This is a genomic window from Microvirga sp. GN3, assembly GCF_055792825.1.
In genome coordinates this window covers 1-24,796 of sequence record NZ_JBVVAK010000116.1, presented here as the reverse complement: position 1 = coordinate 24,796, position 24,796 = coordinate 1, and the positions used below count along the sequence as shown (strand labels likewise).

Sequence of the window (24,796 nt, the reverse complement as noted above, 5' to 3'; positions counted from 1 at the left end):
CCTACAAGGACATCCTCGATCATTGCTGTGACGCGTGGAACAGGCTCACCGAGCAGCCCTGGACGATTATGTCCATCGGCTTGCGCGACTGGGCACACGGGTTCTGATCACCAGGACGTGGTATGAGCCGCTCGATCTCCAGCTCCAGGGCATAGCGGGCGGCATGGGCCTGGGTGACTTCGAGCCGGGCGACTTCCAAAGCAGCGCGAGCGATCTCCAGATCACCCGCGCGGGCTTCGGCCGCCAGACGGGCAGCGCGCTCGGCGCGGATCATCGCGTGAGCGTCGGCCAGACTGGAGGGGAGCGGATCGGGGTGATTTGCCACGCTCCGAGTCTGCCACGGAAGTGTTGATTTGCAAGGCTTTGATGCTCATCCGGCGGCGGTCGGGCGCCAGGTTTGCTGGGGATTGCGCCAGTCGATGCCTTCCAACAGATAGCCCAACTGCGCGGTGGAAATCGACACCGTCCCGTCGGCCGGCGAGGGCCACAGAAAACGTCCCCGATCAATGCGCTTCGAGAACAAACACAGGCCCTGCCCATCGTACCAAAGGACCTTGATCAGATCGCCTCTGCGGCCACGGAAGACAAACAGGTTGCCCGAATGCGGATCACGTTTGAGCGTCTCCTGCACCAGTAGGGAGAGGCCACCAAAGCCCTTACGCATGTCGGTGTGGCCGGTGGCGAGCCATACGCGCACGCCGGTCGGCACCGGGATCATGCCAGGCTCTCCACCACCTGCAGCACCCGCCGCAGCGCTTCGGCATCGACCTCGCGATCCACGCGAATGCGGCGCCCGCGGCCCAGGATGATCTCGATCAGGCCGGTGCGCCGCGATGGGGAGGTCACCGACGGAGCCTGGGCTGGGACGGGTGTGATCTCGACCGGCACGAAGGTGGGCTCGGCATCGCCAAGCCGCCCTTCGCGGGCCAGGCGGCGCCAGGTGAAGACGACGCTGGGCGCGAGACCATGGCGGCGGGCCACTTCGGTCACCGTCATGCCCGGCTGCATCGTCTCTTCCACGATCCCGAGTTTGTCCTGGAGGCTCCAACGCCGTCGGCGCTCTATGCCGAGAACTTCGATCTTCATCAATCTACTGACCTTAAAGCGAGCCTTAAGGTCAGAACGTCACACGCAAACCTCACTCTCACAAGAGGGCGCACACCAAGTGCATACTATTTGCGCTGGTTGTGGTCAAGACGAGCGCATCGTGCGCAGCCGAAGGGTCATGTCAGTAAAAGTGATCCCGCTTCTAACTCCGCTGCACTGGGCCTGATGCAGTGAAAACTATCTAGAGAAGCTCGGTGCCGTCGCGATAGGTCGTGGGCGATGGCCGCGCGAGGTCTCTGAAAAGTTCTGGTCGGTTATGCCCGCAATAGAGGAGGGATGTCCTTCATTGGGCGTATATCTAGACCGGACCGCCTCGCTCGGACGATGAGTGCCTCCAAGCCGGAGGTGGGGCAGCCGTGCTTCGAGGGCTTATCACTGACATCGTGCGTATAGACAACGAGCCATTCCTTGTTTGTTGCCGCCCGTTCGATCAATTCGCCCATATCGTACAAATACTCGCCTCTTTGGCCTGAGGCCGATACGGAGGAAAGAGATAGGTTGATCGCAGACAACTCAGAGAAATCGACCCATTTCACATTCGGCTTATCCCCTACGCCTCTTGCAAGGCCGAACTGGCGCTTAATGAATAACTTGCAGCGCAGCGTCGTGTGATTGTACGGATAGGCAAAGCTGGAAAGGCTTAGTTGGGGAAGTGCATCCTTCAAGAAATCTTTGTTCTTGAAGATCGAGCGCTGAAACTCATATGGGGAGCTCTTCACTGCACTTATATGATCGAAAGTGTGGCAGCCGATTTCATTCCCTGAAGACCAGGCGTCCTGCAGATCGTCTATGGTAAAGTAGTCTAGCCCCTCGACAGTTCGATTGCACAGTCCTCCGCTCGCAAAGTAACTCGCAGTCGCTTCATAATCAGAAAGGACAGCGCCACCAACGGTCCAGGAGTTTCTCGCAAAATCGTCAAAGCATATGGTCAGAATGCCTCGCTCTAGCTCTACATACCGCGGCTTTATTGTTATCTCGTGAGCGACACGTTTCCGAAGTCTCTCAATCTTGCTGAGGTGCACTTTGGCCCTCCCAATTTGGCTTGGACCTTATGTCCTGTCCCTCGAACTCTTCAAAAAAATAAATGAAACGAGTGTGGACCGTCTAGGGTGACCATTATGAAAGCGGGAGTAGTCCAAGTGATCTTTCTACTTGGACTTGGCGCTCTGGCGACATGCTGTTGTTGTCATCTCCCAGATTCTGTTCCTCTCGCCGACATTGAATAGCGCTGAAACGATTATTGCTAGAACGGTGTACCTCATAAGGGTCTGTTCCGAGCATTGCTCGGGCATCGACCTGAACCGCGAACAAAGAACATAATGGAAGAAGCATCGTGAAATGCGGGACTAGAGGAGTTTATCTCCCCGGTTCCAATCGACACATGCCGCGAGCTTAGAGGGCATAGGATGGCATGCGTCGAGCAACGCATTACTCCATCATGTCACGGGACTCAAACTTGGCGTCTGGCTAGGGAGCCGCTCAATGCTGAAATAAAGCTACAACTATGAGGTAGAGGTCATGCGCCTGAATGAACTAGTACGGTGTTCTCTCCTCAAAATGCTGCTCATGAGATTCTAAGTTGCGGTTATTTGATGTAATTTGGAAATTGCAGGCGACCCAAATTCTGACAGGACAATGAAGATCGAACTTTTTCCGGCTAAGCAACTGCCGAGAGATCTTGCGCTGCGTTGGGCTGAGATCCAACAGTCCAACCCTCAGCTTTGTAGTCCGTTCTTTCGACCTGAATTCACCGCAGCCGTATCGGCAATACGTAGTGATGCTTTCACAGCCTCCATCGATGATGGAGCGGCATTTTTCTCCTTCCAGCGAGGTCGATTCCGGTTCGCCCGACCTATCGGAGGGGCCGTATCCGACTACCACGGCGTGATCGGTCCTCAAGGCTATGAGTTCAATCCAATAGAGTTGCTTTTGGCGTGTGAGTTACGTGGATATGACTTTGACCACGTTCCAGCTTCACAATCGCCATTTGCGTCCTGCGCTATAGCTGAAGGGAACTCCTACATTCTCGACATTAGAGAGGAGAGCGCCAGCGGTAAGGGAGAGCATTCCCGATATGCAGGCAAGAAACGCAAGCTGGAACGTGAATTTGGACCGGTCGAGATCGAACTCGACTCTCAGGATCCAAACGTTCTGCAACTCTGTCTCGAATGGAAATCGGCGCAATATCAGCGAACTGGCGGGAATGATCTCTTTGCAAGGCCCTGGGCCCAGGCGCTCGTCAAGGCCATCGCATCTCAGCGAGGGGCAGGATTCTCCAGTTTTGTGTCGGTACTACGTGCTGGCGGCCGTCCTGTCGCGGCTCACTTCGGTGTGAGATCTAGTGGCGTTTTGCACTACTGGTTTCCTTCCTATGATACTGCATTCAGCCGGTACTCACCCGGTATGCTCCTGCTGTTATCAATGATTTCCAAGGCGCATAATTTTGGGATCACGACCATCGATTTCGGAAAAGGCGAGGCCGATTATAAAGAGCAGCTTTGTAATCGAACCGTGCGGATGCTCGAAGGTTCCGTAGCGATAAATTCGCGACTACTGGCACTGCGCAGAATTCCGAAAGATGCACTGAACTGGGCACGAGAGACGCCGTTGCTCAAAATGATTCCCATGGAAGCTAGAATATTTCTGCGACGGATAGAAAGAAGTCGACGTTACAGCTAATTGCTAGAGGTAATTAGCTTCAAAACACGAACCAGTAAGAGCTTGCAGGGATAAATCGAAAGCGCCGAGCTGAAGCGCTGACGGATTGTTCACCTTGGTCGTCGAATGCTTGTCAGCGAAGATTGTTTTTCTTCACGCTAGCGGAAGAAGAACAATCTCCGAATATAGAGCATCCAGATCCTCAGAAACATGATCGGGTGTGCGGAAGCTATAACTCTGGGTAATGTGCCAGCTGCCCGGTCGGGGTGAGGGGAGGATACGATCGTCGACGACCGCCGCGATCGTTTTTTGCCGTCTGAGAACGGCTAGCTTGACGCGCTCGAGATGACGGGCCAACAGGGACGGCATGCTGCAATACAAGATTTCAGAGTAAAATAGCACTGGAATGTGGTTCAGCTTTCCGCCGAAAGGTCTGCGCTTTATCACGAGATAGCAGCATTCGGCATCTTCCCTCACGACCATATGCAAGACATCGTGAGAAGCGTGGTCGTCCAGAATGCGACGATCGGAATCTCCGATCAGATCACGTATCCTGTTTCGATCAAAGATAATGGATGGGCGTGTGTTGCGCAGGGTCTTCGGGCTTGTCCACGGCAGGAATACATTTTTCCGGACCTCGAGGTTCTTGAAGTGCAGGGGAGGGAGCATCGCCTTGGCTTCAGGGCCCGGGGTGAAACTCGTATAGTAGATATCCTTGTTCTGCGTCGCTGCCTTTAACAGCAGCGCACCAAGGCCGCGATGCTCCGGACACACATACCATGATGTTAGGTTGCAGACAGGAACCGTCCTGCCGTCCAGGTGACGTTCTGAGTAGATCGTGCCGATAAACCCGACGATCTGGCTACCCTTTGTCAGTACGAATCCAAGGTTTGGAGAAGCATCGACCCACTTGTACTCGAATAGCCGTCGCCAATCGTCTGCTTCGATGTGTCTATTCCTGAATCCTTCGTGCAAGAGCGAGCAAATTGCCTCGATATCGTTCGGATGTCCCGGGCGTACATGCAGCTTGTCGGGGGATCGGTCGTCCCCGTTGGAGCTGACGTTCTCCCAGATTAGCTTGGAGAGGCGTTCGGTACTGGGAGCTAGGAATAGCGCATCGAGCGGAAGCCCAACGCTGAAACGTTCTTCTATCTCAATCAGAAGCGTCAGCATTTGAAGTGAATCCGCGCCGGCTTCCAAAAAGCTTTCGGTTGGTTTGATGGGAAAGCCGAAAACACGCTCGCAAATGTGGGCAAGTTCGATCTCGAGCTCTTGCGACGTTTCCACCGTTGTTTGGCGGGTGCGGCCGTTAGTGCCGTCAGGCAGTCCGGTCGCCACGATTGCGTCGACTGCGGCCTCTCTGATGCGAACGATTGCCTGTGGGTTTTGGAGGGCGCTGATGTTCTTTGGTTCCCGCCCGTTAACTGCATCCCGAGCGGCTGCTTCGGATCTTTTTCCGTTGAATGTCCTTGGCAATTCATCAACCTGGATGACTTTTGCAGGCACAAGTGCCATTGACCCCTGCGCCGCCAGGGTGGAACGGATGCGTTTGGAAAGTTGGAGATCCAAGACATATCCTGCGCGGAGCACAACGAGGACGATCATTTGCGAGCCGCCGAGTTGATCTGGGGCCTCCTGCTCGACCGCCATAGCCTCGACGATCTCACTAATCGACTGTAGGATGTTATAGATTTCCGCGGGGCCGACGCGGATGCCCCGGATGTTCAGAACACCATCGGAACGACCATGAAGCCGTGCGCCGCCGCGAGGGCTGAATTCGACGAGGTCGCCGTGCGTCCAATAAGGCGGATTTTGCGCAAAATAAGCATTATGGAAACGGCTGCCATCCTCATCGCCATAGAATCCCAGTGGCCGCGAGGGGAATGGATTGACACAGACCAACTCACCGATCTGTGCGGTCGGATTGTCCGGAGGTGGCAGCGAACGTACGTCCAGGCCGAGACTCCGGCATTGAGCCTCGCCACGATAGACCGGCAACAGTGGGTTCCCAAGCACGAAACAACCGATGATGTCGGTACCGCCTGAGATAGACTGCAAGGGAACGGCTTTGACGTGATCGCGGACCCAATCATACTGGCGGTCGTAGAGGATCGAACCTGTCGAGAGAACCGACCTCAGGGAGGGGAAGTTGAATGTTTGTTTGGGCGAAAAGGCTGTTGTTTCACAAAGTTGCAGGTAGGCGGGGTTTGTCCCAAAGACCGTTACGTTCTCTTCGGAGACGATCCGCCAAAGGGTTCCGGGATCTTGGACAGGCCCGTCGTAGACTACGATCTCGACGCCCGATGCAAGAGCCGAGAGTTGCCAGTTCCACATCATCCACGCGCACGACGTCTGAAAGAATAACTTATCACCTGGCTTTAGATCACAATGAAGACGATGTTCCTTGAGATGTTCTAGCAATGTACCTCCGGTCCCGTGCACAATGCACTTAGGCGCGCCGGTGGTTCCTGATGAGAACATGATAAAAAGTGGATGGTTGAAGGAATACCGTTGCCATAGGAACTCTGGATCTTCATGTTGGCCAATGAGCGCAGAGTAGCGTTCCACAGGCAGACTGACGCCTGAAGGTATTTCTCCGTCATCCAGTGCAATGATCTGCGTCAAGGATGTGAGCCGCGCTGCCACGTCGGAAGCCCGGGCAGCGACGGATACTCCAACATCCCATAGTTCCTCTTGAAAATTCGCGAGCAGCACGCTTGGGTGAAGAGGTTCGAACCGCGCGATAATGGCGAAGGCTCCCATATCCGGCGCGCAACTCGAATAGACAGCCCCGACCGCAGCAGCTGCAAGCGCCGCCACGATAGCCTCGGAACCGTTGCGGGAAATTGCGACGACACGGTCCCCCTCCCGGACGCCGATGCGGCGCAAGTATGACGCCAAGTTCGTCACGCGTCGGTAGAGTTCTGAGCGTGTTAGACGCTCGCGGGGTCTGTTTATATGATAGGCGGTCAGCGCAAAGCGCTCTCGGTCCTCGTTTGAGCCTAGGGCGATCTCCGCATAATTGAGTCGAATGTTCGGAAAGAAAGTCACACGTTCGCAGGTGTCGCCCTTGCAAACTGGCCTGAGTGACCCTTCATGCGCTATCGCGCACCATGCGAACAACAAGCTCCAAAAGATTTCAAGCTCTCTAAGCGCAAATTGCTCGAACACCGCAAAAGTGCCAAAGTGGTACCCCGTCTTCGCCGCGCAGTAACGCATGAAGGTCGACAGTTGAGAGGCTTCGGCATGTTCTTGATCTGGAGTGAAGATAGGCCCGCTATTCGTCACTTGAACATTCCTTGAATTGCCTAGCTAGTTTCAGCAATGTTCTGGAGAACACAAGTCGATGGCGAGACACGTTTCAGTGATGCGTCCCTCAATTCTCAAGACCTGTCGAGCTGATAGCGATCATGTCCCTTCGAAACTGCCTTAAATGATGCCAAAAGGGCATTGCCTTTTTCCGAGTGCGGTATCGCCATCCGAACTCATTCTCAAATGCTAGTCGATGCATTGCGCGGCGGCCAGACGGTTATTCAGACCCTGTTTGCAATTCCGAGGTAGTGAAAATGCTGATCGGGAAGAGCAAGCCCGACAAGCAGGGTAAATGATGACACACCACACGCCGATGTCACTGTGACTTCCTCTCAATCACTCACCACATCCTCTGAGTTTGACAGGTACTTCTACTTCAAAGGCGGGGCTGAATAGCAATACGGGGCTAGTGCCGCCGACTAAGCCTGGGCTGCGGCACTTTCTCTGACAAGCTTCACAATGAGATCGACTGAGTCAATTCGCTCTAGATCCAGTCCAATGTCTGCGAAATTCATGCCAAACTCCTGTTCCAGGAAGACGACCAAATTGACGGCCGCAAGAGAGTCGAGGCGGCCCTTGCCGAAAAGAGACTCGCTTTCGCATAGTGGAGCCTCGTCGTTTCTCTCTCGCAGCATCTTCGTCATGAATGCTGACACTTTGCTGTAATCCGTCATTTCAGGCATCCCGCATTTTAAGACAATTGTCGCTCGGAGAATTAAGCCTCGGCTTGCAATCTGCTTTCGCGCTCCAGCTCTGCAATCAGCGCCTTTCGGTCGATTTTTCCATTAGAGTTTAGGGGGAGACTTGCGAGACATTTAACTGTGGTTGGTACCATATAGGCTGGGATCCGTTGCTTGAGCGCCTCCCTGATCGTGGACTCCTTCATCTCAGTTCCGGCTACGAAGCCTAGGATTCGTTCCGCGCTGCCATAGATGATCGGCCACGCCACAGCTGCGGCCATGTCGGTCCCGGCCACTGTGCGCAAGTGAGCTTCAATCTCTTCGAGTTCAACGCGGTTGCCGCGAATCTTCACTTGATTGTCGATACGTCCGAGATGATGAAAGATTCCGTTCCCGTCCTGCATGGCGAGATCCCCTGTGAGATACCATCGCTTCCCATCAATTATCGGAAAGCGGGCCGCGGTAATCTCCGGGGCATTTAGGTAACCTTCCGCGAGTTGCGGGCCGGCAAGTGCGAGCTCACCCTCTTGACCGCTCGGCAGGAAGCGAAGCCTTTCGTCGACAATGGCCGCGCTCATGCCAGGAAAAGGATGGCCGATAGCGATCACGTCACGCTTGGCCGTTACCGCAGGAGGGTTGGTAACCTGCTGCAAGAGGCAGGCGACCGTTGCTTCGGTTGGCCCGTAAAGATTATCGACAATGCTATTCGGAGCTGCTGCCTTCCATGCCAGCGCTGCCGATGTTGGAAGCGGCTCGCCACAAAATGCCGAGATTCTCAGGCTGGGGAGGGATCCTGGTTGAAGCATCTGCATATGCTTTGCGAGGATAATGCTCGAGGGTACATTCAGCCACGTGGTGATTTGGTGATCCTTGATAAACTTTATCAAGGACAGAGACTGATTGGGTGGCACAACGTGAAGACAGGCGCCGCCCCACCACGCGGAGAACATGTTATGCACCGACAGGTCAAAGGTCAGGTCAATCCCCTCACCGGCACGGTCACCAGGTTCAATCTTGTATCGGTCGAGGATCGTCCGAATATAATGGTGCACGGCGCCGGTTGAAATCATGACGCCCTTGGGAATGCCTGTGGTTCCGGAAGTGAACTCGATATAGGCGAGATCGTCCGCAGTCAGGGCAACTGGGGACGTGGCACGATGCGAGCAGGGAAGCGTGTCTAAGGCATATAAGGCGCCATCGTGTCGGAAGGAAATATCATCAGCGATTTTCCTGTCTGGCAGAATGAGAAGGCGTGGGCAGGATTCAAGAACTCTCTCCGTCAGAAGCATCGCTCCGCGCCGGTCTACCACGAGGGCATCCAGACAGACGAGATCTAGAATAGTCAGGATACGCTCTTCCGGGGCATTTAAGCCGATAGGCACGTAGGCTCCGCCAGCCCAACATGTTCCTACAACACCGATCAATGCTTCAAAACCTCGAGTGCCTAGAACCCCAACCCGCATGGGCTTTTGCGATTCCAGCCCCAGCAGAACTGTCGCGAGGTCTCGTGCCTTACCTGCAAACTCGGCATAGGTGAGTTCGATTCCGTCGATCCAGAGGGCCGGCCGATCTGGAATTTCGAGGCTGTTTGCATACAATGGGACCGTCAGGTTATAGCTCATGCTCTCATTCCACAGCGAGAAGTTACAGGTTGCCGGCACCGCATCTTAGCCTCCGAAGAGATAGAGTAAGAGCTGAAGATGGTCGCCTAGAGACATAGTGGAATTTCTTGGCGTGTAGTCGAAAACTTGGATCACGCAGAAGAATGCCATGACGCAAAGTGCGGGAACGACCTTGCCGCGAAAAAGACCTTCGCGCACAACTTTCTTGCGCGTCTGTGAGATCGATATTCCTGCAGCGAGAATGGCGCAGTAAACCGCATAGGTCTGAAAACCGACAAGTGTCTGGCACCAGCCGGCCTCAGCGACAAGGTGGATGTCGCGAATGAAATGAAACAGCCAGTTTCCTACGCCGGCTGCCATAAACGTGGCAAAGGCAATGCGCAGTGTTGGGCGATCTTTGAAATAGCGCAGGAATGTCGGCATGAAGAAGAACTCAACTAGCAACTCCTTGAAATAATAGAAGTACCGGTTCCAAAACTCGGCGATCGAGGTGGCTTCCAGCGGGCGATATGTATTCCGAAGCAGTTGGAAACCCGCCATCCTGGCGACGGCCACGCTGGCATGACCGAGAATTGATAAGTCTATGATTTCTACAAAAAAGTTGAGAATGAGGCTCTTCCAAGTCAGCGCGACGGCGTACGGTTCGCTTGTTCCGAATTTTGCGACAACGGCGTCGAATCCTGGAATGCCGAGAAGATTGTGAAAGGTAAGATTTATTATTTCGCGTAGGGCAACGAGCGCGAGACACCAAGCCATCAGCTTGACACTCTTGATCTGGACAACGGCGAGTTCTTCTGGACTTTTCGCTTCAACTTTACGGAGATAAGTCATCCCTTTTCCAATTGGTGTATGATCTATACTCCAAATGGGGCGCAAAACGCCAAGCTGCGCATGGATCGGGCTGGGACTCCGCGTCCTCTGATCGAGAAAAGCGTATCCAATGTACCAGCAGTATACGGAGAAAAGCAGCGTGAAGGCCCATAGAGCCACCTTTGCAATACCGCTGAACCAGGGAGCCGAAGCGACTAGTGCAAGGGCGAAGAAGGCAACGATAAGAGAGAGCGTGGGCCTGCGGGCAAGAAAGCTCTTAGGGTGCGTACGTACCCATTGAATCGCTAAAACGGAAACGGCGTAAAGTAAGATCAGTGCGCCGCTGTTGATAATGAGCAGCAGCGTACGTTCGCTGATGCCCTCGGCGGCGCCGATATCTGCAAGAGTTTTCCCACCTGCGATAAGCCGCGCCACCGCAAAGCCCGCGGTAGTAATGAGTAGGATCCAATATCGATATGCTCCGCCAAAGGCGATAGTCGCTGCTGCGAGGGTCCAGAGAGGGCCATAGCGCGGTGAGTATGCTGTGGCCATGAGGCCGAAAACTATCGAAAGCGCAATCCGCCCCTGCCAAGTTTGTACAAAGGAGACAAAGGATGGTGAGGAGAGGCTGTTGACGTGCCACGGAGGTTTGACTACGGGCCAAATAGGCCTCGCCTGAACCGAGAAGGCGGTGTTCCATGCCATGGTTGTGCCTCCAACGCCCGCAAGACAAGTTACCGAAGCATAGCTATATTTCCACAGGCATGGATGTGAGCGCGCTGTTCAGAATAGGCTTCTTGCTCGGCTAAAGTATTGTGAATAGGACGCGACTTATCGATAAACACGAAATATTGCAGCCTAAGGCGATCTTGTCGTTTGTATTTGTGACGGTCAATAATACGCTAATTTGAACTTAGAGGTAGCCCATCGGGCGGAGTCGAGGCGGGGCATGCAATCCGTAGAAAGGGCTTTTGAGATCTTCATCTGCACAGATGTGTAGGTAACGCATTGTCGCGATTGGAAGACGCAGGATGGCTTGCAAGTCACAATGCCAAGTATGGAGTCCATTCTCTTCCTTGCTATGCCGCATTCGATATCGGCGCTGTCGACTCCGTCATATCGAAGCTTGGATAGAAGCGCTGTCCTCTCAATCGAACTACCTCTAATATGAGTCTAGCGGTTTGGTCGCTTGTCGCTACACTGCATCTACCGCGGGTGAAGCAGGCGACGACGAGGAACCACCTCGCTCGGCGGCGGGGCAGCACCGTCCCACCCGCTCCAACTGTTTCGATCAACAAGCGGGGTATTGAGGCGTTGACTGCGGCTCTAGGGCCAGCCCGCCTGCCTGTGCTACCCATCTCTTGTGCCTGGGCTTTTGTCCGTCCGATCCGCGCATGAGCAACCGTGACACCCGGTGGATGACGCACCTACACAAGTTTTTATCACGCCACACGCTCATAAACGCGGCTGTCATGCTACTAGGGGGAGCGAGCTCGTATCGCAGTTCGGATCAGGCCTTAGAAAGTCCTTTGCGGGCTCTCTCCGGTTCCTCTGTCCCTCTGCTGCAAGCGGCTTTAATACGCCTCCGTCTAGCTTATTCCCAATTAAGTCGGCTAAGCGAGGCCTCTCGTAATACCTTTTGATTTGGAGGCAATATGATGGAATGCTCCATGTACCTAGTTTGAGTTCCTAGATGAACTTAAAGGCTGCTGTCTTATGATCTGAATTGAGTAAAGTCCTGAAAAATCGGAAGAGGCGAATGCACGGAAGTCATCTTATTCAGCGGCTCACGATTGCGGCGACGGCCCAAGTAGGAGTTTTGATTCTTGGTCTGTCTTTCCAAGTGCTACTGGCCAAGATGATGCAGCCGCATGAGTATGCAACATATGCAGTCGCACTTGCCGGCGCCGCGCTTTTCGCGTCGCTGGCGTCGCTGGGAATCTCCCGCGCAATCGCTCGCTTCCTGCCGATCATTATGTTGAAGGGCGGAAAGAAAGCACTCAGGAATGCAATCGCGCGATATATTTCTTATCGGACGGGAGGAGTCTTGTTTGTCATAAGCGCCGCGGCTTTGACTTTATGGTTCTTTCAATCGAATTGGATTCTCGATCAGGTTTACGATCACAGGATAATTTTGCTTTGGTTCGTTCTACTCCTGCTGCAAATGGATGCAGAGGCGGTCGCTCAAAGCTTGATGGAACAAGGAATTTGGTCAGTCGCCACCTTAATGGAAGTCGTTACACGGACGTCCTTGACAGCAGTTGCCGGGTGGTCAGGGCATTTGGATGCCATTACTGCAATTTCAATCTGGTCATTCACATCGATGGTACTGATAGTGGGGGTGATGTGCGTCATCTTCCTCAGACGCCATCGTTATCAATCGGATCATACCATCAGCGCTGATAGTGTGCTCGATGTACAGCTGAGTCCGGCGACGCAACTCTCATTTGCGTTGGGAATCTACATCTCTTCGTTTGGCTGGCTCGCGACTAGTCCAGCGGCCATTCGACTCGTCAGCGCGCCATCGCTTCCAGTCATCCCACTGGCTGCAGTTTCCTTTATCCAGGGTCTGCTTTCCTCTCTCCAACGAGCGCTCCCACTCCAGCTTTTGGCAACCGCGTTAGAGCCGGTCCTCATAAATAATGTTTCCCAAACAGGAGATATTGCCAAGGCACATTGCATACTCAGTATTCTGGTAAAACTTGAAGCGATCGTTGTTCTGCTCGGAATCACGGTGGTGTATCCAATTGCACCAATGTTGATTCAACTGATGGCAAGAGAGGAATTTGCCAACTACGCATATGTCATTCCAGTGATGCTTCTGCTTGCGCTCGGCGCAAGCTGTTACAGAAGCCTTGAGATTGTGGCTGGCATTGAGCTCAAACACCGGGTGTTTGCGGCGACATTGCCTTTGGGCCTGGCCTGCTTGGTGCTTATCTTCTTCACAACTCCGCGCCTTGGAGTTTTATCCATTTTGATTTGGCCGAGCATTGAGTTGCTGCTTAGAATCGGGATGTTGAGAGTCGCTCTCAAAAACCATGGGGCTGAGCGCACCTTGGACATCCGCCGCCTAGCACCTCTCCTAGTCACAAGCGTCGTCCTAGTGTTTCTCAGCGAAGTTGCCATGTTGGAGGGTCAGCATGGTGTTGCCGCACGTATCCTGCTGAGCATTGCAGCAGGAACGGCCTTTTTACTTTCCCTGCTTGTTCTTCGTCCGCTCCGATGGGAAGAGTATCATTTCATAATAGACGCTTTGCCGACTATTCGTGGGATACCCCTTAACTATCTACGCTGGGTTGCGCGTTAAACATTGAATCTAGGGCATCTGCGATGCTGCGAGTTCCCGGAGTCCGGCCCTATTGCGAGCTGTAAGATGGGACCGGAGAGGAGACAACGCCGCGGGTGACAGAGGCGGCTTGCGTTCGGGAACGGAAGAACAATTGAGACCACGGCCCAGGACCCATTCCAGTATTGTGGGGCGGCCCTCCTTTTTGTTGGGCCGCATTCGGACGGTGAACGACGCTCGAAAGGCTCAATTTGTCACGTATATGTGAACGTCACCATACTCGTTGGAAATCCTGAGACACGGGCATCGCGCCGATAACGCGCAGAACTTTCCCAATTGTCCATTTGATCATTATTCCATTTTGACGTGCCCATCACGAACCGACCGGTCGGATGGCGCAAGTAGAAATCCCGCATTAATGACATCTTCAGCACCCAGCCGCTGCCATCCGCTTCGACCGAACCTCCATCGAAGTAGTAGGCATGACGACCGACTTCCGCGCCGCCGAATGCCGCTAATAAGCGTTTGTCAGCGTGAAGAACTGAGCAGAATGCATATTCTGGAATACAAAGTGAACGTAAAACATATTTTGGAAGTATTTTTAGGGCAGATACAGCAACGGACTTTCGCTTAAACATACTCGATTTGCAAAGCACCATGCGATGTGTAAGTGATAAAGCGCCGAGCCCATGCTCGGTGTCAATCTCGATAGACTTATAGTTGCTATAGGCTGCCTTTATGTTGCGTCGTATGTTTGTGCTTATATCCCGCTGGTAATCTTCCCAGGATTTCCAGCGCGAGAAATCGACGGCCTCAACAATGTGTCTGTTTACGTTAAGCAATTTTACTTTGTCCAAAGTGGAAATTTCTTCTTCTCGAGGAGGCTCAAGGCTCCAGTCAGAGCCGTAAACATAGCGTCCCGGGCCTAATTCGTGCAGGATTGCCTGCAAGCATTGCGGCCAGACGCCTTGGTACTCGGGTAGAACCTGTAATCCATCCGAAAAAAATGTATCATGCAGCCCAATGCCGACAGCACATTGCCCTATCTTTGTTCGGCTACCAGCCTGCAGGAGAAAAACATTATAGGAAGCCGTCCGGAAGGGGATGTGGTTCGTCATCTGCCAAAGTTTTATCCAACCACTGACCCCCCGATAGGAAGAGTCGCAGTTCAGAGCAAATGTATCCCAATCAGTACGAGAAAGATTTGCACGTTCTACTATGATGGCCTGTTGGTTTTCCATAACATGACCTCAAGACAGGAAACTTGCTGGTTATTTCATAGATCTGCACAAATATCAGTGTACTAGAACCGACGCTTCAAGAGGGCCGCATATCGCGCAAACAGGCCGCTATTGGTCGATTGGAAGTGCAACCTCAATTAAGTCACCCGGCAGGAGAGGGGTGTCCTCGGTAGCGGTAATTTGCTCGTTTTGCTTTCCACTGCCTCGGTGAACAATTATCTGCGGCCGCGGCTTTTTCGCATCTGTCCATGCAGACTTCAAGGTCCCGACCATGAACAGTTTTTCTTTGGCAGCCTTTAATTGGGCCTGTATCCTTAGTATTTTTGCTGCATTATCCTGCAGTTCGGTCAGGAGTCTAATTCGACGCTGATCTTGCAGTTTCTGGACTGATCGCGAGATTTCCTCTCTTTCTAAAGATGCTCTGGCGGCTTCAGCCTCAGTCTGAAGAGCCCGAGTGGCGGACAGCAGCATAGCACGTCGCGCGTCGGTCACTCGCTGGATTGATGTTGTCCCTTTTTCGAGGAGAGCTTTTGCCCGTTCAAAGTCCTCGAGGTCGGCTTTCAATCCCTCTTCTTCTTTTGCCTTCTGTTCATTCAAGGATGAGCTCCGACGATCAAGACGATTGGTCGTCGCTCTAAGATGCGCAATATCTCTCTCAAAATCCTGATCCTGAGCACGAAACTGTTCAGCGATAAAACTCGGCTGAACTCGTATTCCACTTTCCGATAAAGCGGGTCTGCCCTTATCCTCATTTTCAAGATTTAACTCACTATAGATAAGCTTTTTCCGCTCCTCCTCGTGCTGGAGTTCGGTTGATAGCATAGTATACTCAGTGTTATAGTTGATGGCTTCAATGTAGGGATTGTTAACCCTGAAGCGGGCAAGATCGTAGCTGCCAGCCATTGCGATTGCTTGCCGAACGGTTAGTCCAGGGCGGTAGGCGACTTCCCCGGCTTTCAAAACATCTCCGGAAACATAGATTGGGCGATACTCAGCAATCGTCACTGAAACATCCTCGGAAGCGACTGGATTAATAACCGTTCTTCCGTCTACCCCCCTCACACTGATCGCCCTGTCCTCGAAAGCCGCTCGCAGCCTGTTCAGCAGGCCGTTGATTGACGCCCCTGCCGCTGGAATCACTCCGACAACAGGCACCATAATATTTCCGTCGAGGTCGATCGTGGCACGAGTCTTCAACTCAGGAATTCCAGCGAGCGAAATCTCTACTGTGTCACCGGTGTCGAGATGAAACTCCGCTCTTGCATGACTCGGGAGAATGAGCAGACAACTGGAGACCATAATGAGTGAGAGACCGCGTATATAAGCCGGCCGCATTTTGATGCCCCGCATGCTTGCTACTGCTCGACGTCGTCTCATCCAATCCATCGTGGCCAAGTCTCCTGATTGATGCGTGAACAATGTGCTCTAGTACTCGGAATGAGTATCTTTAAATTTGGCGATTACCTCGATGACGAAGGCTGCGGCCAAGCCGATAAACATCCCGAGTATGGCACCGATTCCAAGCACTATGATCGTCCTTGGTTCACTTCGAGACAAAGGAGGGTAGGCTGGTGAGAGAATGCGTGCCACAACCGCTGGAGAGGTCTCTTGTTGCCTGTTTTCCAAATGACGCTGAAGGAAGCTCTCATAGAAATTTCGCTTCAGTTTTGCGTAACTCTCAAGGTCTACAAGAACTGCTCCCGCAGAAACACTCTTCGCTTGTGCCTTAAACTCCTGGACCGCATTTTCTGCAGCTAATGTTTCTGCTCTTATGATACCTAAGCGATCCTCCAACCACTTATCGGCCGCCCGGATAGCTTCGCTTTTCACATCAGCCTGGGCTTGTAGATAGGAATGTGCAACTGCATTAGCGATGCGGGCAGACTTCTCCTTACTCCTCGACGAGAAGCTGACATCTATAACATAGCTGATTCCAATTCGTCTTACTTCGAGCGATTTTTGCAACTGCGCAGTGGCGATTTGCGTTCGCTCATCCGCACTCACAGGAGCGATCTCCTGCCCGAAGTAGGAAAGAATTGATTGCTTGAGGCTGGGCTGGTCTGAAAAGAACTCTTCATCATGACTCAACCCGAGGGAGTTCACGACTTCCTGGGCAATTCGCTCAGCCTTCAGAACCGCCACCTGACTTTCCATTGTCGAGGCGTCGAGCGGACTATCGAGCCTGCCGTCCTGGCGGCTGAAACGAGTCGTATCTGGATCAATGATAATCTGTGCAGTGGCCGTATAGCGGGCCGGTGTAACCCAGAGATATGCGATGGCGCATAACAATGAGACTACGAATGAGATACATATTTTGCCCTTGTTTCGGAACAAGAAGGATATAATGTCGAGCAGATCATTTTTTCCGTCTTGATCAAACGTATATGTCTCAACAGACGGGGTAACCCTTTTTATCCGATCAAGCATTTGAGACCCGACACCTTGAGCCAGAGTACAGATACTTTCTGTTCGGCATTCCGACTAAGTCGATATGCCTGAACACCGCAAAACATCAAGATACAATATGTCTGGTCGGGGCGAATAACACACCTGCGCAAAAGCACTACCCTCCTATTGAGCCCTCTCTAATGTGCTTCGTGCGACTGGAGCGTTCGCGTTGGCCGATGTTGTAGTTTCCGCGTTCGGCGATCTGAAGTGATATGACCTTTGGCCAGATCTGTGACGAGATATGACACCCCTCCTGAAGCTCGACCGGGTTGGCATGTCTCCTCGGTCTTAGTGGGACTATCTAGTGTGAGGGTAATTCCATGGTCAAATTTCCAGGTTCGTCGAGCTTGTTGAGTCGTCGCGAAGTTTCGTCTGCTAAAGCACTTTTCGGCGAAGTGAATCCGGTTCGCCCTTAAAAAGGCGGCAAAGCAAAAAAAGAAATGATTCCACGCAAGTGGAAACGGCTCCAGGGCCGATCAATCTATTTTTGGGACGACGAACTGTCTCAAGCCAACCTTTCGCGGTGAGTTCTCAAAGGCATTGGAATGGCCGAGGAGTGAGACTTTATCCAGAATGAGATCAAGACATAGGCAAGTGCCCAGCTCATGTTGAAGAAGCTATTCTGCACCAGAAACAACGACTCGGTGAAATTTCCGAAGAGAGCGTTGAAAAATAATCCCGCAACGAAAGGCAACACAATCTTGCTGTCCGTGCTGGTCAGCATGAGGCCAACGGTGATTTTTCTAATAAACGAAACAGTCACAATTGCGAGAAGGGCGAGCCCGACATAGCCGAAGCTAATGAAGGTCTCCAAATACCCATTGTGGGCGCTGCTGATATTGATGCGCATGTGTTCTAGAATACGCGGCGTTATTTCTTGCGCGAAACCCGTAGAATAGCCGTAACCAAGCCAAGGACGTTCCTGTCCCCAAGCAACAAGCGATGTCCAAATCGGTACCCTTCCGGTTAAATCGGTGTTTTTTCCAAGAGATTGGAGGACAAAATAGGTTATTGGAACGGCGGCAGTGATAATTAGTACGGAAAATATAAGTACAATCCCGCTAAGAAATACTCGCGTGGAGCGATCGACTTTCATAAGGCTTCTAAATATCAAGATTACAATGGCCATTATTGCGGCTAGAACCATTCCTGTTCCCGATTTTGCGCCAACCAAGCAAGCAGCTGCAGAGAAGGTCGCACACAGTCGGAAAATTGCGGACTTGATTGTGGCTTTCCCAAAGAAAATCAATATCACTAGAGCTACGGAGCTCATGACTCCGAGGCTATTTTTATGAGGGTAAATGCCGCGCCACAGTCCAGCATGAATTGGTTCTATCCAATCGGAGGGTTGATGAATTCCGTAGCGAGGTAAAAGCACCACCCATAGGATACTGAACAGAACGCCCAACCCGAGCGCCAAGGTGAAGACTCTTACAATCCGTATCGGTGGCAATGTCGCGACGAGAACTGTTACGGTCAAGAGATTGAACGAAAGAGCGATAACCCGCCTCAAGGTTGTCGCGAAGTCTGGTGCCCAGAGGCACGATAGGAAGGCAACAACAGGAAATAGAAACAGGGGCCAAGCGGTGCGCACAACAGCATTAACTACTCGCCGATGTGTAAGATAAATTGAGAGAGTGATGACATAAATTAGAACGGAGTTTAGTCGTCCCATCAGAGACATTGGTTCGAGAGGCTTCACCACATCCGGATCGACACCGGTCAAGTGAAAGTCGAATGCGCCTTCCGACAATAGAAGGGCATAAACGAAGAAGATCTCAAGAAAGACCCTTCTGTTATCGGATGCGGTAACTCTTGCATGCGCTATCGCTGCCATTGTGACAATGCCTCCGCCCTAAGTCGCAACGGCGCTCAGCCATGCCCGTAGACCCGTAGGACAAAAGCAAAACTAACACCGCGGACAGGGTATGACACCTAGCCTATCGGTTGTACCTTCTCTGCCTCGCTAAGGGAGTTGCGGCTAGACGGGTGTCGCAGGTCGTGAGCCCAGTTGTCGCGAATGAGACGGAGCAATCGTTTTACTGCTTGGTGAGCATGCGGCATCTTAGCTGGGTCGTCCGTCTCCTATCCAGGAACGCCACTTTCTCCATGTGATTATAAAGTCTCAGTACCTCATAAGCGACATGAGATATACTTCTTATCTCGTGCTTCGGCCAACGGGATTGAGCTACAATACTTATGTTATTGGCGTAAATGAGCGTTCTCAACGCCGTTTCAGTCAGCTTTAAGTCGGAGAAATATGCCGATATATTTAAGATTTTAATGACGTCGTGTGTGGATACATTTTGTCGGGAAATACTTGTTCGACATTCTTCGTTGCACAGCTTAATGGGCCGGCTTTCGATAATGCGTGAAATTTGCGGCTTCATTCCGCTAGTGCTCGAACGTGATGCGGTCAAATCCATAGTAGAACGTCACGATCACGTAAGGGGTAGGGCCGTCTATGAGAGTAAGCATTATCATCAAAGCTTTCAATGAAGAGAAAAATATTGCTCGCACTATTGAAAGTTGCTTGGTTGCCTTGCAAGGCCTTGATGGAGAGGTCATTCTCGCAGATAGCTTATCGACTGATAGAACCGTTGAAATCGCTTCATTGTACCCAATTGCGATCGTTCAGCTCGAGAGCGTCGCGAACCGCGGGTGCGGGACCGCACCACAACTCGGCTATCAATATTCGTCAGGTGACTTCATCTATTTGATCGATGGAGACATGACGCTGTATCGCAACTTCCTGCTGGAGGCATTGGATTGCCTCATGAGTGACGAACGTCTCGCAGGGATCGGCGGTATCATTCGCGACATGAATCTCGATAACCTGGAATTTGCAGCGCGCGCGGCTCGAACCAGGAGTGGATCGCACTTTGGGAACACCGATCGGTTGAATGGAGGAGGACTATATCGTCGATCCGCTATTGAAAGCGTGGGCTATCTTTCGGATCTGAATCTCCACGCATTCGAGGAATTTGAGCTTGGAGCGCGTCTCCGGGCCAAGGGTTGGCACCTCACTCGTATCGACCGAGTGGCGACCGATCATTTCGGGTATAGCATTGGCGCGTACAAGCTCCTGTGGTATCGGGTCCAAAGCGGTTACGCGTTCGGAGCAGGCGAGATTGCTCGCTCGGCGATCGGAAGGCCATATTGTCGTGAGGTGTTTCGGAAGATACGCACACTTTGGATTTCCGCTCTGGTGATTGCATGGCTTCTGACCGTTCTTGCGATCTTGATCATTCAAGATCCGACTCAGGGTATTATTTCCGCTTGTTTATTAGTCCTGATGCCCATCGCAGTTATGTCGGCCAAACGGCGTTCGCTTCGGCTTGGGACATACGCCGTTGTTTCATGGATCGTCATGGCGATTTGTTCAGTCAAAGGCTTACTGCGGCGGCGCCGCGATCCGAACATATGGATTCCGAGTCGGGTCCTACAGGGGGCGGTGCCAAACACTGAGGAACACGACAAGTTCTTGGCTCAAGCGAGCCAGACTAGCTCACTGGGGTGAATTTCCCAGGTGTGAGGACCATATAACGGGTTGGTGCCATTTAGGCTTTATCTTCCTGATTGGTTTGGGCTGATCGGGAGGAGCGTCAGGGCGTGCCTGTTTTGGTGACTCGGCAAATCCTGGGGTGCATTCGAACTGCATCTGCCGCATGACCGTCGGACAAGCCGCGCGGAGGATAGGCGCGCAATCGGTGGCATCCGGCGACTGGCTGTCGCTGGCGGAGCGTACCGCCCGAGCATGGATCCGGCAACCACGGTCGAGGATCGCTCCAACAGGTGGTCCGCAACGCCCTCGCGCTCTCCCGTGCTCAATCAGTGCCCAATGCGATCAGGCACGCTTTGCAGTGTAAGGTGCAGTCGGAAAGCCGCTTACGATCCAACCTGCGCGTTCCAGGCGATCGTGATTACGGGTTCCAGAGGATCGTGATCATCCATTCCAGGGCATCCAACCTGATAACGGAGATTAACATCGGCGGATCCGAACCCCTTTCCCTCACGAGGGGCTGAGTTCTATCGAATTAGAGGCTTTGCGGATACCGGATGGAGTTCTCTACTGTTATTCAATCGCTCGCTAGGCCTAATGCCTTGAGCGTTGTCGCATCCAAGTGGATAGAGCCAGGCTCTTCGACAATCGCCATTCCGCCGACACCAATCAATGTCCAAATTGCCCATCCGAAGCCTCTCGCTTCAGCCTCGTTGCGGACATCGTAAAGCCATGCAAAGCGTGATGCTGCATCGGCACCGGCAACATCGCTACCTGCTCGGGTAACGCCGAACTCACCTAGAAGAACTTTATCCTGAGGAATGCCATACTTGGCTGCCCATGCGGTCACTACATCAAATTGGGCAGATGAGTACGCCCGCGTTGCAGATCTATGAAAATATTCTCTGAATTGAGACTCTGACTCCTTTAGGATTCTCAGTTTCTCTGTCTCGTCTGCAGCGCCTGATTGCACTCGTGCAGTAAACTCATTCCAAAACGTTGTATACTGTGCGGAGTTGGCCGGGTAGGGGATTTGATTTATGTAACGCCAGTGCGGGGCGCCTTCAGCCTCAACTCCTTGATGAGTAAGTTCAGACGGTGAATAATAATGGAATGTAAACAGGACATTGCTTTTCGCAAAAGGGGATGGGTCCAATTCTGTCAACCCTTTGATGCTGCCACTTCGGGCCCCGGTTAGGACAATTAGAAGATTTTCTGACTCTCTTCGTACTGCATCATGAAGATCCTTTAAAGTATTCTGCCATTGGTAGCGTGAGTAAAGATTGTATCCTGTGCTTGGTTCGTTCATCAATTCAAGTGCTACATGGTCGCTTTTTAGTTTAGAAAGTTGTTGTGCCGTTCGAACCAGAACATCTCGGTATGGCTTGATCGTGTTGAAGAAGTAGGAGTCTACTAAGCTTGATATATTGAATTTAGGAACTTGGCTGATAGGATGAAAATCTACAATCACATTTAGTTTTAGATCCAATATGCGTTGGATCCATTGCATGAGCTGCTGATCGAGAATGACGCGACGGGACGGGTCATCCGCGAAGTATATAAATGGTCCTGGATCCACAGTGAGGCGAATGAAATCGAAACCGGCAGCTGCAACAGCTGATAGCAGTTCTTGTTTGACTTCATAATGCCTGCCCTCGAAAGGGGGCCAGGAGTATCCATCCTTTTGAGGATTTGGGCGCGCCCAAGTCAGAGGCCCGTGGAGACTCACGCCCTTCTTGAAGGTTTGGCTTGGAGCAGCAAGAGCAAGAGGTATTACAGCTAAGCAAAATATGATCGCACTGAACACAGCGACCCACACTTGGCGCAAGTACTGCATCTCGTGGAAGTTCCTTCTAGGTTTCAATAGGCATGCGGATCTTGGATCACCCGAACTGCGGTCATCAGGATTATCTTGAGATCGAACATCAGAGACCAGTTCTCGATATAGTGGAGATCATAGCTGATCCGTTGCTTCACCTGCTCACAGGAGCGGAGTTCACCGCGAGCGCCGTTGACCTGGGCCCAGCCTGTCATACCGGGTTTGACACGATGCCGTGCTGCATACCCTTCAACAATTGAATCCAGTACTTTGCCTTCCGCGGAGGTCGCGAGTGCATGCGGTCTTGGTCCAACGACGGACATTCGACCCTGTAGGACGTTCCAGAACTGAGGCAGTTCATCGATGCTCGTGCGTCGGATGAATCGGCCGACGCGTGTGACCCTTGGGTCATCCTTGCCGGTCTGACGCGATGCATGGAGATCGGTACCCTCCACATACATCGAGCGGAACTTATATACTTCGATTAGAGTGCCATTGTATCCTGCGCGCACCTGCTTGAACAGCACAGGCCCCCGACTCTCCAGTTTGATAATCAGCGCTGTTAGAAGCAGCACGGGAGTCGTAATCAGCAGTGCAAGGCTAGCTACAACCACATCTTCAAGACGCTTGAGAAAGCTATTCCAGTTGCTCAGAGGGGGGGCCGCAATCTGCAATAGCGGCTGATTAGCAAATTCCCGGACTCTGAGGACCTTCTGAAGGTCTGATCTAATCTGTGGCAGAACGAGGACTTCAACTGCGTGATAAGACAACGCCCTGAGATTGCTCAGGGCATGATCAATCTGGGCCCAGGGCAGGCTCAAAATGACCAAGTCCGGGGCAAGCGTGCGAAGATAGGGAGTTAAGTCTGGGACTGAAGCTAGATCTTTGGCGGTGATTGCGCCGATTGCCCTTATGCGATTTCGAGTCACTAAGGGCAGCTGATCGCATGTAAGTGCATTTTCGCCGCAAGTGACAATGAGGGCACGTTGCAGGCAGGCACCATTGCTGAGTCTCATATCAATCAGAGTTGATATGGCCGCGCGAACAGTGAGGGTCAGGCTAAGTGCGAGCCCCAGCCACGAGAAGAACCAGACACGTGAGTACTCCGCGGCAGTTTTAGTTGCAACGGCAGAAAGTGCGAGCACGGCAAAAGTCAACAATAAGGCCGCCAATGCCATCGGAATTGTGCGCCCGCCTTTGAATACGTGCTTCGTACTATAGACAGATAATGATTGTGATATAAAAAGGTAAAGTAGAAGTCCAAATGATACCGCTGATAAGTACTGATCCAAAGCCGGTGTGGGAATGTCGTTGTACAGAAGTGCCGGCAACAGCCCTGCAGTAAGCCAGACGACAATGTCTGCAAGCAGCAATCCTATTGCGATACGATGGACTGATATGCGGTCGGGCTTGAGCGCAGGTTCATACGCCTTGGAGTCCTGAATCGCGGATAATTCGGAATGATCTGTGTACCGCACTAACCCCATCGCCAAGGCTCCAATAGAGCCTTCATAGTAGCAAAGTAGAACGGCGCTTCGCTACCTGCGTCTCATAATCATGAAGGGGGAGTTCGCACAAACCTGGATGAGACTTCTTCTGTGGTAATACAGAATATATCCATTCAGAGCATATGCTTATACCGCCACACAAAGCCGGATTGAATCGCGTGAGTTGCTGGATCCAAATCGCACTGATGTCGAAATTTTTGCCAATTATCAATGATATGTACCCTCAGGCTAGGCGGAGTGGCGGCCAGATAGAGTGATTGGAATTGGCTCCTTGGCTCCTGGTGTTAAAAAGCGGTTCTCCTCACTAAGTAGGTCGCCATAAGACTTGCAACACGAGAGCCGCGGGTGTTCCCTGGGGAGCATGCAACGACATGATCACTCTCCCGAGACATGGCTCGATGAGGCGGATCGCAAGCGGCTTGCTGCCGCGCTAGCCGGCGCCCGCGAGGCCCGTGTGTATCGCCGGCTCGAGGCGCTGCTGTTGGTGGCCGAGGGGCATTCCGTGGCCGAGGCGGCCCGCCGCTGCCGGGTCAATCGCTCCAGCGTGCACCGCTGGCTGGTGCAGTACCGGGCCGAGCATGAGGCCAGCGCGCTCCACGACCGGCCGCGCAGCGGGCGTCCCCGCCGTCAGCCGAGGCTGACGCCGCAGCGGTTGGCGGCGGCCCTGGCGCGCGATCCCCGCCGCTGCGGCTACCAGGCCACGAGCTGGACGGTGCCGCTGCTGGCGCACGACCTGGCCGCGAAGGGCATCGCCGTCAGCCCGCGCACGCTGCGGCGCCGGCTGCACGAGGCGGGCTATCGCT

At 52.8% G+C, this 24,796-nt stretch carries 18 protein-coding genes; 4 read left to right on the top strand and 14 right to left on the bottom strand.

Annotated features, from left to right (window positions below):
* Positions 1-19: 19 nt before the first annotated feature.
* From ACS5Q1_RS34840 to ACS5Q1_RS34825, 4 genes are all read right to left on the bottom strand, one after another.
* Entirely contained in the window at positions 20-325 is a 306-nt protein-coding gene (locus ACS5Q1_RS34840; RefSeq protein ID WP_473102523.1) for a hypothetical protein, read from the bottom strand.
* Between the two features lie 45 nt (positions 326-370).
* Positions 371-718, bottom strand: a complete 348-nt coding sequence (gene tnpB / locus ACS5Q1_RS34835; protein ID WP_173947155.1) for an IS66 family insertion sequence element accessory protein TnpB — start codon at positions 716-718, stop codon at positions 371-373.
* Positions 715-1,086 carry an IS66-like element accessory protein TnpA gene (tnpA, locus tag ACS5Q1_RS34830; RefSeq protein WP_473102521.1) on the bottom strand — a complete coding sequence of 124 codons (372 nt, stop codon included), beginning with the start codon at positions 1,084-1,086 and terminating at the stop codon, positions 715-717. Before tnpA ends, tnpB begins: the two co-directional genes overlap by 4 nt.
* 275 nt (positions 1,087-1,361) lie before the next feature.
* Positions 1,362-2,129 (bottom strand): polysaccharide deacetylase family protein, encoded by a 768-nt coding sequence (locus ACS5Q1_RS34825; protein WP_473102520.1) that lies wholly within the window; start codon positions 2,127-2,129, stop codon positions 1,362-1,364.
* 613 nt (positions 2,130-2,742) lie between these two features.
* Between ACS5Q1_RS34825 and ACS5Q1_RS34820 the strand changes: the two genes are divergently transcribed.
* The gene (locus ACS5Q1_RS34820; RefSeq protein ID WP_473102519.1) at positions 2,743-3,786 is read left to right on the top strand and encodes a GNAT family N-acetyltransferase; all 1,044 of its coding nucleotides are present in this window, start codon (positions 2,743-2,745) and stop codon (positions 3,784-3,786) included.
* A gap of 132 nt (positions 3,787-3,918) precedes the next feature.
* Here the strand turns inward: ACS5Q1_RS34820 and ACS5Q1_RS34815 are convergent, their stop codons facing one another.
* The 4 genes from ACS5Q1_RS34815 to ACS5Q1_RS34800 all read right to left on the bottom strand — a co-directional run bounded on the left by ACS5Q1_RS34815 (position 3,919) and on the right by ACS5Q1_RS34800 (position 10,894).
* A complete protein-coding gene (locus ACS5Q1_RS34815; protein ID WP_473102518.1) occupies positions 3,919-7,053 on the bottom strand; it encodes an acetoacetate--CoA ligase in 3,135 nt (1,044 codons plus the stop codon).
* A 443-nt stretch (positions 7,054-7,496) separates the two neighbouring features.
* A complete protein-coding gene (locus ACS5Q1_RS34810) occupies positions 7,497-7,751 on the bottom strand; it encodes an acyl carrier protein (RefSeq protein ID WP_473102517.1) in 255 nt (84 codons plus the stop codon).
* 41 nt (positions 7,752-7,792) lie between these two features.
* Positions 7,793-9,379 carry an AMP-binding protein gene (locus ACS5Q1_RS34805; RefSeq protein ID WP_473102516.1) on the bottom strand — a complete coding sequence of 529 codons (1,587 nt, stop codon included), beginning with the start codon at positions 9,377-9,379 and terminating at the stop codon, positions 7,793-7,795.
* A gap of 45 nt (positions 9,380-9,424) precedes the next feature.
* Positions 9,425-10,894: a hypothetical protein gene (locus ACS5Q1_RS34800; RefSeq protein ID WP_473102515.1), complete on the bottom strand. Its 1,470-nt coding sequence runs from the start codon at positions 10,892-10,894 to the stop codon at positions 9,425-9,427.
* 1,054 nt (positions 10,895-11,948) lie between these two features.
* Between ACS5Q1_RS34800 and ACS5Q1_RS34795 the strand changes: the two genes are divergently transcribed.
* Positions 11,949-13,496: a polysaccharide biosynthesis protein gene (locus ACS5Q1_RS34795; protein WP_473102522.1), complete on the top strand. Its 1,548-nt coding sequence runs from the start codon at positions 11,949-11,951 to the stop codon at positions 13,494-13,496.
* Between the two features lie 233 nt (positions 13,497-13,729).
* On the opposite strand, the gene ACS5Q1_RS34790 is transcribed toward ACS5Q1_RS34795, so the two are convergent.
* From ACS5Q1_RS34790 to ACS5Q1_RS34775, 4 genes are all read right to left on the bottom strand, one after another.
* Positions 13,730-14,716, bottom strand: a complete 987-nt coding sequence (locus ACS5Q1_RS34790; protein ID WP_473102514.1) for a hypothetical protein — start codon at positions 14,714-14,716, stop codon at positions 13,730-13,732.
* 108 nt (positions 14,717-14,824) lie between these two features.
* Positions 14,825-16,066, bottom strand: coding sequence for a polysaccharide biosynthesis/export family protein (locus ACS5Q1_RS34785; protein ID WP_473102513.1), 1,242 nt, complete (start codon positions 16,064-16,066; stop codon positions 14,825-14,827).
* A 75-nt stretch (positions 16,067-16,141) separates the two neighbouring features.
* Positions 16,142-17,143 carry a GumC family protein gene (locus ACS5Q1_RS34780; RefSeq protein ID WP_473102512.1) on the bottom strand — a complete coding sequence of 334 codons (1,002 nt, stop codon included), beginning with the start codon at positions 17,141-17,143 and terminating at the stop codon, positions 16,142-16,144.
* 526 nt (positions 17,144-17,669) lie between these two features.
* Positions 17,670-19,001 carry an O-antigen ligase family protein gene (locus tag ACS5Q1_RS34775; protein WP_473102511.1) on the bottom strand — a complete coding sequence of 444 codons (1,332 nt, stop codon included), beginning with the start codon at positions 18,999-19,001 and terminating at the stop codon, positions 17,670-17,672.
* A gap of 627 nt (positions 19,002-19,628) precedes the next feature.
* Between ACS5Q1_RS34775 and ACS5Q1_RS34770 the strand changes: the two genes are divergently transcribed.
* Positions 19,629-20,684 carry a glycosyltransferase family 2 protein gene (locus ACS5Q1_RS34770; protein WP_473102510.1) on the top strand — a complete coding sequence of 352 codons (1,056 nt, stop codon included), beginning with the start codon at positions 19,629-19,631 and terminating at the stop codon, positions 20,682-20,684.
* A 559-nt stretch (positions 20,685-21,243) separates the two neighbouring features.
* Here the strand turns inward: ACS5Q1_RS34770 and ACS5Q1_RS34765 are convergent.
* Together ACS5Q1_RS34765 and ACS5Q1_RS34760 are read right to left on the bottom strand one after the other, a co-directional pair.
* Positions 21,244-22,503 (bottom strand): glycoside hydrolase family 5 protein, encoded by a 1,260-nt coding sequence (locus tag ACS5Q1_RS34765; protein ID WP_473102509.1) that lies wholly within the window; start codon positions 22,501-22,503, stop codon positions 21,244-21,246.
* A 23-nt stretch (positions 22,504-22,526) separates the two neighbouring features.
* Positions 22,527-23,972, bottom strand: coding sequence for an undecaprenyl-phosphate glucose phosphotransferase (locus ACS5Q1_RS34760; protein ID WP_473102508.1), 1,446 nt, complete (start codon positions 23,970-23,972; stop codon positions 22,527-22,529).
* Positions 23,973-24,354: 382 nt separating this feature from the next.
* On the opposite strand from ACS5Q1_RS34760, the gene ACS5Q1_RS34755 reads away from it, so the two are divergent.
* Positions 24,355-24,796, top strand: a 442-nt coding sequence (locus ACS5Q1_RS34755; protein ID WP_473102507.1) for a helix-turn-helix domain-containing protein, incomplete at its 3' end; no start/stop codon positions are given.

What these genes read in the sequence shown, in the direction of transcription:
- tnpB (WP_173947155.1), bottom strand. Translation starts at nt 718, where the DNA reads ATGATCCCGGTGCCGACCGGCGTGCGCGTATGGCTCGCCACCGGCCAC.
- tnpA (WP_473102521.1), bottom strand. Translation starts at nt 1,086, where the DNA reads ATGAAGATCGAAGTTCTCGGCATAGAGCGCCGACGGCGTTGGAGCCTC.
- ACS5Q1_RS34820 (WP_473102519.1), top strand. Translation starts at nt 2,743, where the DNA reads ATGAAGATCGAACTTTTTCCGGCTAAGCAACTGCCGAGAGATCTTGCG.
- ACS5Q1_RS34810 (WP_473102517.1), bottom strand. Translation starts at nt 7,751, where the DNA reads ATGACGGATTACAGCAAAGTGTCAGCATTCATGACGAAGATGCTGCGA.
- ACS5Q1_RS34805 (WP_473102516.1), bottom strand. Translation starts at nt 9,379, where the DNA reads ATGAGCTATAACCTGACGGTCCCATTGTATGCAAACAGCCTCGAAATT.
- ACS5Q1_RS34800 (WP_473102515.1), bottom strand. Translation starts at nt 10,894, where the DNA reads ATGGCATGGAACACCGCCTTCTCGGTTCAGGCGAGGCCTATTTGGCCC.
- ACS5Q1_RS34795 (WP_473102522.1), top strand. Translation starts at nt 11,949, where the DNA reads ATGCACGGAAGTCATCTTATTCAGCGGCTCACGATTGCGGCGACGGCC.
- ACS5Q1_RS34790 (WP_473102514.1), bottom strand. Translation starts at nt 14,716, where the DNA reads ATGGAAAACCAACAGGCCATCATAGTAGAACGTGCAAATCTTTCTCGT.
- ACS5Q1_RS34785 (WP_473102513.1), bottom strand. Translation starts at nt 16,066, where the DNA reads ATGCGGGGCATCAAAATGCGGCCGGCTTATATACGCGGTCTCTCACTC.
- ACS5Q1_RS34780 (WP_473102512.1), bottom strand. Translation starts at nt 17,143, where the DNA reads ATGCTTGATCGGATAAAAAGGGTTACCCCGTCTGTTGAGACATATACG.
- ACS5Q1_RS34775 (WP_473102511.1), bottom strand. Translation starts at nt 19,001, where the DNA reads ATGGCAGCGATAGCGCATGCAAGAGTTACCGCATCCGATAACAGAAGG.
- ACS5Q1_RS34770 (WP_473102510.1), top strand. Translation starts at nt 19,629, where the DNA reads ATGAGAGTAAGCATTATCATCAAAGCTTTCAATGAAGAGAAAAATATT.
- ACS5Q1_RS34765 (WP_473102509.1), bottom strand. Translation starts at nt 22,503, where the DNA reads ATGCAGTACTTGCGCCAAGTGTGGGTCGCTGTGTTCAGTGCGATCATA.
- ACS5Q1_RS34760 (WP_473102508.1), bottom strand. Translation starts at nt 23,972, where the DNA reads ATGGGGTTAGTGCGGTACACAGATCATTCCGAATTATCCGCGATTCAG.